Source organism: Meridianimarinicoccus aquatilis, assembly GCF_004358675.1.
GTDB lineage: Bacteria > Pseudomonadota > Alphaproteobacteria > Rhodobacterales > Rhodobacteraceae > Meridianimarinicoccus > Meridianimarinicoccus aquatilis.
In genome coordinates, this window is sequence record NZ_SMZO01000083.1 from 1 (window position 1) to 11,034 (window position 11,034).

At 56.1% G+C, this 11,034-nt stretch carries 9 protein-coding genes; 1 reads left to right on the forward strand and 8 read right to left on the reverse strand.

Annotated features, from left to right (window positions below):
- The coding region (locus E2L05_RS19185; protein ID WP_165971777.1) for an ATP-binding protein at positions 1-407 on the forward strand (407 nt) is incomplete at its 5' end.
- A 122-nt stretch (positions 408-529) separates the two neighbouring features.
- Here E2L05_RS19185 and E2L05_RS19190 read toward each other — a convergent pair.
- The 8 genes from E2L05_RS19190 to E2L05_RS19225 all read right to left on the reverse strand — a co-directional run bounded on the left by E2L05_RS19190 (position 530) and on the right by E2L05_RS19225 (position 10,979).
- Positions 530-1,723 carry a GIY-YIG nuclease family protein gene (locus E2L05_RS19190; RefSeq protein ID WP_133344522.1) on the reverse strand — a complete coding sequence of 398 codons (1,194 nt, stop codon included), beginning with the start codon at positions 1,721-1,723 and terminating at the stop codon, positions 530-532.
- Positions 1,716-3,764, reverse strand: coding sequence for a DEAD/DEAH box helicase (locus E2L05_RS19195; protein ID WP_133344525.1), 2,049 nt, complete (start codon positions 3,762-3,764; stop codon positions 1,716-1,718). The genes E2L05_RS19190 and E2L05_RS19195 overlap by 8 nt, the downstream gene beginning before the upstream one ends.
- A 175-nt stretch (positions 3,765-3,939) precedes the next feature.
- Entirely contained in the window at positions 3,940-5,412 is a 1,473-nt protein-coding gene (locus E2L05_RS19200; protein ID WP_133344527.1) for an ATP-binding protein, read from the reverse strand.
- Positions 5,409-8,159, reverse strand: coding sequence for a class I SAM-dependent DNA methyltransferase (locus E2L05_RS19205; RefSeq protein WP_133344529.1), 2,751 nt, complete (start codon positions 8,157-8,159; stop codon positions 5,409-5,411). Before E2L05_RS19205 ends, E2L05_RS19200 begins: the two co-directional genes overlap by 4 nt.
- A gap of 107 nt (positions 8,160-8,266) precedes the next feature.
- Entirely contained in the window at positions 8,267-8,560 is a 294-nt protein-coding gene (locus E2L05_RS19210) for a hypothetical protein (protein WP_133344531.1), read from the reverse strand.
- Positions 8,542-9,231: a ParA family protein gene (locus E2L05_RS19215; RefSeq protein WP_243722064.1), complete on the reverse strand. Its 690-nt coding sequence runs from the start codon at positions 9,229-9,231 to the stop codon at positions 8,542-8,544. Before E2L05_RS19215 ends, E2L05_RS19210 begins: the two co-directional genes overlap by 19 nt.
- 66 nt (positions 9,232-9,297) lie before the next feature.
- Entirely contained in the window at positions 9,298-10,215 is a 918-nt protein-coding gene (gene trfA, locus E2L05_RS19220) for a replication initiator protein A (RefSeq protein ID WP_243722065.1), read from the reverse strand.
- Between the two features lie 53 nt (positions 10,216-10,268).
- Positions 10,269-10,979, reverse strand: coding sequence for an IS6 family transposase (locus E2L05_RS19225; protein WP_133343683.1), 711 nt, complete (start codon positions 10,977-10,979; stop codon positions 10,269-10,271).
- Between the last annotated feature and the right edge of the window lie 55 nt (positions 10,980-11,034).

Below are 11,034 nucleotides of genomic sequence, written 5' to 3' on the forward strand. Positions count from 1 at the left end.
ATCACAGATGCAAGGTGCGCTTCTACTCGACGGTGGAACTCGTCAACGCGCTGGAACAGGAAAAGGCGCTCGGGAAGGCCGGGAAAATGGCCGAGATGCTCACCAAGGTCGACTTGGTCATCCTCGACGAACTGGGATACCTGCCGTTCAGCTCATCAGGCGGCGCGCTCTTGTTCCACCTCCTGAGCAAACTCTACGAGCGCACCAGCGTGATCATCACCACAAACCTCAGCTTCTCAGAATGGGCGCAGGTCTTCGGGGATGCAAAGATGACAACCGCGCTCTTGGACCGGCTCACACACCGATGCCACATCCTGGAAACCGGCAACGACAGCTACCGCTTCAAAGCCAGCTCCGAAGCCGCCAAGAAAACAAGAAAGGACACACCAGCATTGACCACAACATAACCGCCGAGGAATAAACAAGGGTGGGTCAATTCTCGGTGAAAATACCGGGTCACTTCTCAGCAGAAATCAACAATCAATCCTAAAGTGCTCTGAAAATCTGATTGGGTTGCTTATTTTCCCCATTATATCGAACGCTTCACGAGTTGCGCGTTTTGTGGGTCATAAACATATCTCGCAATCGTGCCGTCTTTAATCCGCTCTACCGCCTCTTTGATCACAAAAAGCGGCACGAAAAACCACTCACGCGGCACAACCGGCCGCCCAAAGCGATCCAAGATTTCAATCTCAAGCCGTGTGGGTTCGAAGATGCGGTGGATCAGGTTTTCCAGCTTCGTTCGATTGATGTTATAGAGTTCATAGGTCGCGACGACCTCAACATTTGCCATCAGGAACGTGGGCTGCAGATGTGCCCCGGCTATGCGCTTCTCAACGCTCATGTTGGTCACACCGATCTTATGCACCAGTTCTCGATTGTCAGCGACAAGTGGGTGATCAGACTTGCTCCGCAGCACATAGATTGTGCCGCTTGCCTCATCGCCGTCGATCGTTTGGTCGGAAAACAATGGACCAGCGGTTGGTTCGGTGATCCGGCGGCCAGCCTCATCCTTGTTCAATGCACGCTGTAACGAACGCATCAGCATGTTGCTCTCGGTGCCGTTGTCAAAAATGACACGCAACCGGGCATCAGTGCGTCCTTGATCGTTGATCGTGGTCTCGCCTTTCTCCGCGACATAGGCTTTCTGACCGCTGACAATGAAGAAGCGACCCTTCTCGATCTCGGCCTTCATCTCGAAAGGGCGCGTTTCCCGCAAACCGCTATTCAGCTCCTTCTGCACCTGTTCGAAAAGCGGTTTGAAGGTGTCAAAGTCTTCGCAGCGATCGCGGTTCGCAATGTCTTGCGCCGCCTTCTTTTCAGCGGTTGAGCGAACATGCTGCAGCTCTGTGATCGGGGGCGCATCGACCTCGATGCCGAGCTCTGCCAATAGCGCGTCATCATCGAGATCATCAGTGTCAGCGGGTAATGTTGAAATTGATCCGGACAAAAGTCCTTGATGGTCCAGCGGCTCCACCAGGTCGCGACATTCCTGCACCTCGCGGATACGGTCGAGTCGCACAGCGTATAGCCGCTCGAAAATATCTCCACTTTCATCATGTCGCGGCTGACGTCCTTGCTCTTCGGTAAAGCGCTGTATCTCTTCAAAACCCGCGATGATGCGCTCTTCCCGAGGTGTGCGGCTGATGGCCTTTTTTGTTTCGACTTCAACACCAAGCTCGGCGAGCAGAGCGTCGTCATCAGAGGTGAATTCTTTAACCATTTGCTGCCTCCTGCTTCATACGGGCAAGAAATGCGACGCCTTCGGCCATCTTCTTTTCCCAGGCATCAGCCGATGTGATTGAGGGCAACCGCCCCCGCTCCTGCTTAAACCTCACAGCACGGCGCGCCAGATCACGGGCCTCTTCCGGAGACAGCTGCACCTTCTTTGCAGAGATCACCGCGGCGACCTGCTTGAGGCTTTCCTCGCTCATGGATTTTGCCAGAATGGCGTAGGCCTCACCAAACGGATTGATCCGGTCGATCAGATCGATATCGAGCTCGCGGACGTCCATGGCAAACTTGCGCACACCATCAATCAACGCCGTATTACCGCTCACCTCTGCGTCACCTGCGCTGGAAAGAGCGATCTCTTTGGCCTTCTGGGTCAGGTTCAACGCAGCTACCGCATGCTGGCGCACAGCCTCCTGATCCTCTGCATCCAGCTCGGGGAATTTGGCTCCGACGATCTTGCCCATCCGGACTTGGGTCAGCTCCTCAGGCACCAATTCTTCATCGAACAACCCCCGCTCGATGGCTGTTTTGTCCTGCACGAAAGCAGTAATCACCTCGTTCAGGTCTTCATGGCATATGCGGTGTGCAAATTCGCTTTTGGGTTCAGCGAGACCCTTGATCTCAATCTGGAATTGGCCGCTCTGTTTATCAAAGCCCACATTTTCCTTCTTTGGGTCATAGCCGTCTTCTCCATAGTCGAACCCCTCAACCGGGCCGCTCTTGGCGCTTTTCGCTGTGAAGTTGAACCGCGGGGCAAGAACCTGCTCCATGAGAAGGCTCGCGGCGATCGCTTTCAGCGTGTCATTCACGGCCTCAGTGACTGCCGCCTCTGCGGCATCCGGCTCGGCGATCAAGTTCGTGAACCGAGCGCGTGATTTGCCCTCAGCATCGCGGGTCGCACGGCCGATGATCTGCACAATTTCGGTAAGGCTGGCGCGGTAACCGACGGTCAACGCGTGTTCACACCAGATCCAGTCAAAGCCCTCTTTGGCCATTCCAAGGGCAATGATGATGTCCACATGATCGCGGTTGTTCTTCTGGGCAGGGTCTTTCAGGGCGGCTGACACCCTATCCCGCTTTACGGCCTCATCATCCACCAGATCGGCAATTTTCAGAATTCGACCCTCTGGCGTTCTTACGAGATGGAATCCGGTCATAGGGTCCATTTCTTGCCATTTTCCCAGAGCCTCAATAATGTGTTCTACTTCTTTGTGTTTATCCTTCGTGCTTTCTTTGGAGTTCACGTTCGGGATGTGCAGGATCGTCTTCTCGTTCGGATCGAGCACCTTCAGGATGTCGTCAGCATAGGATCCAGAGTAAAAGAAATAACCGATGTCGAGGGTTTTCAAGTATTTATAGCCGTTCAACTGCTCGTAGTAGGTGTAGGTAACCGTGTCGAACCTCGCCTCGTTTTCCGGCACGAGGATCGGCGCCGCGTCACCTCGAAAATAGCTGCCTGTCATCGCCACAACATGCACCCGGTCGCGGGCGATGAAATCATTGAGCTGTTTGCCGAGGATGTTGTCTTCGCTCGATGAGACGTGATGGAATTCATCGACGGCGATCAGCCGATCATCAAACGCCTCGATCCCAAGTTTCTCTACCGCAAATCGGAATGTGGCATGGGTGCAAACCAATATCCGATCACTGCTTTCAAGGAAGGCTCCAACTGATTTGACTTTGCCACCATCGGTTCCGGGGGAGTTGCACAGGTTCCACTTCGGCGCGACCTGCCAATCGGTCCAGAAACCAAAATCACTCAACGGCTCATCACCAAAACTGGCGCCGATCGACTTTTCCGGCACCACGACAACAGCCTGTTGGACGCCCTGATTGTGCAGCTTGTCCAAAGCGATGAACATCAGCGCGCGGCTCTTTCCCGATGCAGGTGGCGACTTGATCAACAGATATTGCTCGCCCCGCTTTTCATAAGCGCGCTCTTGCATCTGGCGCATGCCCATCTCGTTGGACTTGGTGGATGCGCCAGTGGCGCCGTATTTGACGGAGACGGAGGGAACTTGGTTTGTCATGCTGTTTTCTTTCCGACGTCCGCGACATCTTTCGTTTCAGGGTAGGCGATCAAGACCCGATCAAATGATAATGCCACGATGCAGGCATCATAACAGCATGATTTATATGTGTATTTCAAATCTCATCCTCCGGCCCGCATCGCCACAATCAAAACCCGATCAAATCTTTTCCCGCTCACGCCCATGCGGGCACATAGCCAGCGCGCGGGCGCTCTGCATCTGCTGGCCGGATCAGGCCGGCATCCAGTGTCGCGCGGATAACCCGGGACGCCTGCGCGGCGTTCTGGTCGTCAATGCCGAGGCGTTCGCGCAGCGTGGCGTTTGTCATCTTCTGGCCGCCTACGTATTTCAGCGCAGCATGCTGGAAACAGGCGCGCACCGCCTCTTCAGGGGTCATGTCGGCAAAGCGGCGCGGGGCAAACAGGACCACGCGCACGGCATCGCCTTCCATCCGGAAATCCGGCGGGGGCAGCTGGTGCAGCTCGACCGCCGTGATCACCTTGTCGATGCCGGTGCCTTGCTCTTCACACAGCTTCATACGGCGCATCAGCGATGCAAGGGCCTCGTTACGCGAGCGTGGGGGCGAATCCAGAAACCGGTCCGGGCTGACCAGAGGCGCGCCGGGGTTCGTGATCTCCATCCGGTCGCTGAACAGTTCGATCAGGGGGCCCGCGCCGGTGATCGTCATGTCTTGGTGGATCAGCGCATTGGCAATCAGCTCACGGATCGCAATGGAGGGGTAAAGCGGGCGTTCCTCGCGGAAGGCCTTGCCGATCAGCTCGTTGCGGGGCAGAAGACCGTCGATGTAATCCACCAGCCCCTGAAAACCCGCTGCATAGCCGCGTTGACCGTCCTGACGGTGGCTCACATCATCTGCGCGGCCAGTGCCGGCATAGGCCACGAAACGGACACCCTTACGCTCGACCGAAGGGCCGAAATCAGCCAACTTCTTGGCATAGAGGATCGCGCCCAGATTGGTGATGTTCCAATGATCGCTGACGTCCTTCTGGATCAACCGATCCGCCAGCAGCTTATCGAATATCCCATACCTGTTATCAGGTAAGGGTTGTGCGGTCAGATCGAAATAGTTGGCGTAATCCAGCCGCGCCAGAACCTCGTCACCGGTCAGGAACTGCGCGGCGATGCCGGTTTCCCACGCATAGGGCTGTAGCTTGGCCCAGAGGGCGCGCAGGCGCTCGGGGTGGTCGGACAGACGGGGTGTGGCGCTGCCGATGCGCAGATGGGCTGTGCGGTCAAATTCAACGGGCGCTGTGGCGGCGGCGGGGATGGTCAGCAGGATCAGGCGTTGCCCATCGTGATCGACCTCTTCAAAGCGGAACTCGATGCTTGGCGACAGGTGGTTGGCGATCCACAGCTCCAGCGGCTGGCCCTTTTCCTTTTTCACCGTGGGTTCAAACGTGGTGCCCACGGCGGCGTGGTCACTGTCGCGCACGCCCCAGACCACATAGGCGAAATGCTGATCGGCCAGACGCGCGGCGTTGGACAGGGCCGAGATCAGCTTGCCGACCAACGGCCCATCAGCGTTGTTTTCCTTGAACTCGACCCACGGGGTTTCCGCAGGTTTGGCGCGCAGGTCATCGACCAGCTTGCGGGTGCGCTGTGCGCTCATCACTGGATCAAGCGTCATGCGCTCACCTTGTTGGTCATTTTGGTATACATCTCGAACAGCTTTTCCAGCCGCTCAGTGTCGTTGCGGAAGCGGCGGCCGATGTAGATGCGTTCCAGCACCTCGTCGTTACGGGCGTGGGCGGCGCGCAGGTTTTCGGGCATGGTTTCAGGGTTGTAGAGATCGGCGATGGTGGCGGGGAAATGTGCCTCGCGGGCGAGCAGGATGTCCTCGGCGCAAGCGGTCAGATCGGCTTTGTTTTTTTCGGTGAGTTTCGGGACGGGGAAGGTGTTCCATCCGAGGGTGTTGGAATAGCGGAAGTCTGTTTTCATCTTGCCGCAGACCGTGGCGATCCAGACCAGATGCAGGCGCGAGGCGATCAGCGCCATGTTCCAGAGCGGAGCGTCGTAGAGGGCAAAGGCGAGGTTTGAAACGATCGTTCCAGGTTTCGAATAACCACAAGGAAGATAGTCGCGGCTTTCGGATGAAACGCTTGGAATAACTATAACGGTTTCGGAACCGGATTGTCTTAACTCTCCAAATTTATGGGGCGACTGCGCAGCGTCAACAGTTGCTTGTTTTGTGCTGGCAAGGCGCATGGCCCGCACGCCTTCGATCCGCGTTTTGACAGGTCCAATCTGCATGGCCTCGGCAAGGTATTTGTCCTCAACCCACAGGCAATAGCGTTCCTGACCGCGAATAAACTCGGCGGACCCATAGATGCGCCGGATGAAACGTTGATGTTGTTCGGAGGTCAGCCCAAGCGCGCTGACCTCATCCGAACTCAACAGAAGGTTTCCCCCATCGGTAGGCTGATTGCCTTTTGTCATAGGAGCTACGTTTACAATCGGATTGCTGGACTTCGTCACAGACACATTCGGCGCGGCCACCAGATAGGCGTTGATGTTGTCGACCTCTTTCAGCACCGTCTCACCGTCAGCATTCAGCGCATAGAGTTTGCGGACCTGCCCTGCATGGTTGGATATCGCCACAATTGCCACGGTCACGCCTGCGTTGTGGCTGGCAAGGTTTGCCCATTTGAACGAGGTATGGGCGAATGAAATCTCGTGCCCTGTTGCAAAAATCAGCGGCCAGAGGATCGGCACCTGCTGCCCCTGACAGATGGAGTTGGTGGACACAAAGGCCGACACCGTGGGCGTGTGCAGGCCATAATCAGCGGCCTTCATGAACCAGCCCGCCACATAATCCAGCGACTTCCAGCTTTTGGTGCGCCCATCGAAGATGCGGCCAAGGTCTTCTTTTTGCTCTTTGCTTTGCCATGTGGAGCCCAGATAGGGCGGGTTGCCGCAGATATACGTCTCGCCGCCTTCATTCTCGAAATCAATCTGCGCCTGCTCCAGCGGTGACATAAACAGGTCATCCGACTGGAACTTGACCCCCGTCCCCGTCGGCGGGCAGATCGACAGCCAGTCGAGCCGCAGCGCGTTGCCGCAGGTGATCCAGTTCTGCGCATCCAGCGGCAGGAATTCAGCCAGCGCCTCTTTCTGCCCACGATAGGTCACGTCGCATTGGTATTCCGCGATGATCAGCGCAAGGCGGGCGATTTCGGCCGAGAAATCCCGCAGCTCGATCCCGCGGTAGTTGGTCAGGGGAATGTCACTGCGCCGTTCAGGCTCGCCCCGGCGTTTGTTCACCTCAAACTCCAGAGCGCGGATTTCCTTGTAGGCGATGACAAGGAAGTTGCCCGACCCGCAGGCGGGGTCAAACACCCGGATCTTGGCCATGCGGGCGCGCAGGTTCGCCAGCTTGCGAGGGTTGTCGCCGGCCGCCTCAAGATCGGTGCGCAGATCGTCCAGAAACAGCGGGTTCAGCACCTTCAGGATGTTCGGCACAGAGGTGTAGTGCATTCCCAGCGCGCCGCGTTCTTCATCATCGGCCACGGCCTGAATCATCGAGCCGAAAATGTCGGGGTTGATCTGGGTCCAATCGAGGCTGCCGATGTGAGACAGATACCGCTGCGCGATCTTGGAGAAATGCGGCGCCTCGGTGCTGCCGGAAAACAACCCACCGTTCACATAGGGAAAGCCCTCGGCCCAGCGGGGCAGCTTGGCCCCTGCCCTATCAGGTCCGGCCGTGTTCATCGCACGGAAGATTTCACCGATGATCTCATGCGTATTGGAGCCGTCACGCTCCGACATCCGGTCGATCGTCGCGGTGAACATATCCTCGCCGTTGAAGATGTCGGTGTCTTCGGCAAAGAAGCAAAAGATCAGCCGCGCCATGAAGTGGTTCATGTCGTGACGGCGCTCGGACGTGCCCCAGTCAGGGTTGTCTTTGATCAGCTCGATGTAGAGCCGATTAAGGCGGCTGGTCGCGCGGATATCAAAGGCGCTCTCGCGGATCTGTTTGACGGTGCTGATGCCCGCCAGCGGCAGGAAGAAGCCGAAGTGATCGGGGAAGTCGGTGTAAGCGCAGGCAATGGTATCGCCGGTGGTGATATCCTCGGCCTCTAAATCAGTGCCGTCGGTGGCGAGGATGAACTTTGCCTTGGCCTTGGTGGTGGCCGCGCTGTCCTTGAGGGCTGCAAGGGTCTGGGCAACCTCGCCCTTGGCACAGGTCTTGAGGTGGATGTTGTTGGTCTGAAGAACGCCGTCGAGGTCAGACTTGTTGGATGCGCCCGTGCGCAGGCGCTTGATGGTGGTCTCTTTGTTCCCGAACGCCAGCAGGAAGGCATAGGGGAACTCGCCCGCATCGAACGGCTGCTCGGCCAAAGTGGATATGGCCTCTTCGATTTCAACAGCGTTCATTGGCGGGCTTTCAGGTGATCAGAAGTGTATTCGGGATTTGTAGGTGTTCAAAGACGGAGCAACAGATAACCCATACCTGATAACAGATATCTGTTATGGGGTATCTGTTATCTTCTGCGGCCGTCAATTTCAGCGTTGGCTGGAATATCAAGGCCGCCAGCGCGCAGGCATTCATACAGCAGCTCTTTCTGGGTCAGCCGCCGCTTCTTGGCTTCTGCGGCAAAGGCATCTTTTATCGGCTTGGGGACATTCGTGAACGAAAACTGGACGCGCGGCGCGTCTTTTAGAGCGGATGATTTAGCCCTGCTGACGCTCGGGTAAGGTGCCGCCATTGCCTTGATCTTTTGTGCGCTATCGTCGCCATCAAGATCATCGTCGAGATTTACACTGACTTTTGCCATGCGTCGCTCCTGTAGTAGGTGATAAGGCCCCTGCCTTGCAGATCGGCCAGGACGGATTGTGCAGACCTTTTGGCGGCCCCTTGGGGCGCCATGCCTGTCGAGGTCATTTCCTTGAAGCCTGTGCGATGTGCGCACATCGCGTTCAGTCGGGGAATATTCTGGGCGTCCAGGGCGTCAACGATCGCCTGTGTGATGTTGGTGTGCGCATCGACGTCCATCATGACAACCAGAGCCGGAATTTCCTTTTCCATCGTCTCGGCAATGCTTTGCACATGAGAAAATGTGCGCCGCGCGCCTTTGGCATCCGCCTCATTGGCCTTTGACGGGATGAGGATCAGGTTGGCGGCAGCAATCGCATGCATTGCCATGGCTGATTTGAAACCGGCGGTGTCCACAAAAATGGCGTCGTAGGGTGGATCGGATTTTTTGAGGGCTTTGACCGTGGGAAGGAGCTTTTCATCATCTTCCTCGAACAGCCAGTCGAGGTTGGTCTGCTCTTTTTTCGCCCATGATTCCAAATGACGCTGCGGATCGGTGTCGATCACAGCAATTTTCGCATCATCTGCGACCATCAGGCTGGCCAGCGCCGTCAGTAGCGTTGTTTTACCTGCGCCGCCTTTTTCCTGAACTACGCTGATAACTTGCGTCATGAAGCACTCCTGTTTTTTCAATCCTTAACAGGTAACACTTAACAGTCAACACTTACCTGTTAACAGATAAGCCATAACAGATAACAGCTATGGCGCGTTACCCTTGCGTTCATACCACTTCCGGCAAAAGCCAACGAAAGCACCGTCTGCATGACGTGGGGCTTCACTCATCCACATCCGCCACTCTTGCTCAAGAAAATACACATCCCACGTCGGGGCAGCCTCACGCGCTTTTTCGTATGCGTTTCCAGAGAGGCGAACTGTGTCGGCCAGATTTGAAGAGGGCTGATCTCCATAGATATCGAGAAACTCATCCTTTGGAACGATTTCCAAAACATCATGTATCAACCTGAAGCGATAATCGGGCATATGTGACTGATCTTCATCGGCCTTACAGATGGTTTTAACCAGGCGCTTGAATTCCTTCGGCGTTGAGGTTGACCCGGTCTTAAGTTGAAGCTTATCCAAACCGATACGCCAGACATCCTGCTTTCCGCAGTGCTTCCTGGCGAGCTCATAAAGGCGGCGTTCTAAAGGCTTGCGAAGCTGAAAGTAGGCCTTGTGAAGGGTTAAAACATTTTTGTTTTCAATTGCTTTTACAAGCCAGTCGCCCATTTCCAGCTCTACGCTCAGCAGCCGTCCAGTCGAGTCTTCTTTGACGATACGGGCATCTGTGATGAACGAAATAGAGCGCCACTCACCAATGCCATGATCATGGATGTTTGTCTCAATCTGCGTGAACTGGAGACGGGTGAGGGCACGGCGGAGCGTTGCATAGGCCTGTCCCGTTGTATGGCGGTTGGTTGCTTTCAAAAGGTCATGGGCTGAAATTTGAACACGGCGGCCAATTTCCTGACCATCATTTTTTGCTGCCATCAGCTGACTGAGAACATAGATTAAGATGTCCCGGTCAAAGACATTTGCCCGCCCTTCTTCAGCAGCCGGCGTAATTTTGACTTTTACGTTTCCCTGCTCATATTGGAACGCCGCCATGTCCTTTTTCACGGGACTGTTGCGTTAATTTGCGCGTGTTGAGCTTTCCCTGATGGCACAGGTGGTTACGTGGCGGTTTTGAAGAGGCTGGCGATGAATTCAATCTCGCCTCTGACGCCGGGTTGTTTGTGGTGGATATGGCCGCGTTTGATGGTCCGAATCGTTTCGACTCCGCTGAGGGTCGCTTTGGCGGATCGGAGCGAGCGGAAACTCTGGCGATAGCCAAGGAGCCGTTTCATTGCGGCGTGGTCGCTCTCGATCAGGTTGTTTCGCCATTTCCGGTCAATGTGACGGATGCTGTCGAAGTGCGGGTCATATCGGTGGTTGATCTCGCGGATGACGCGCCGGTAGGCGTGTGCCTTGTCGGTGCAGATTGTTACCGGCCGGTGGAGCCGCACGCGCTCGATCGCCTTGCAAAGAAAGGCTTTCGCGGCCTTCGCATCGCGTCTTGCGGTCAGCCGAAAGTCAACCATCTGCCCGTTGGCATCGATCGCGCGCCAGAGGTAGCGCCACTTGCCGCCGACGCGGATATACGTTTCGTCCACATGCCAATCAACGCTGCCGCGGCGCAGATGCCGTTCGGTGCGCCGCGTCAGCTCCGGGCCAAACTTCTGGACCCAGCGATACACGGTCGACCGATCGACGTTGACGCCGCGCTCCGCCAGAAGATCCACAACATCTTGGTAGGACAGCGGGAAGCGCAGATACCAGCGTACGGCGCACAGGATGATCTCACGTGGAAAACGATGGTGCTTGAACGGTGATTTATGCGGCATCGAGAACCTCCAAAGCCACATCGTCGCTACGAAACGAAGCTAATGCAACAGTCCC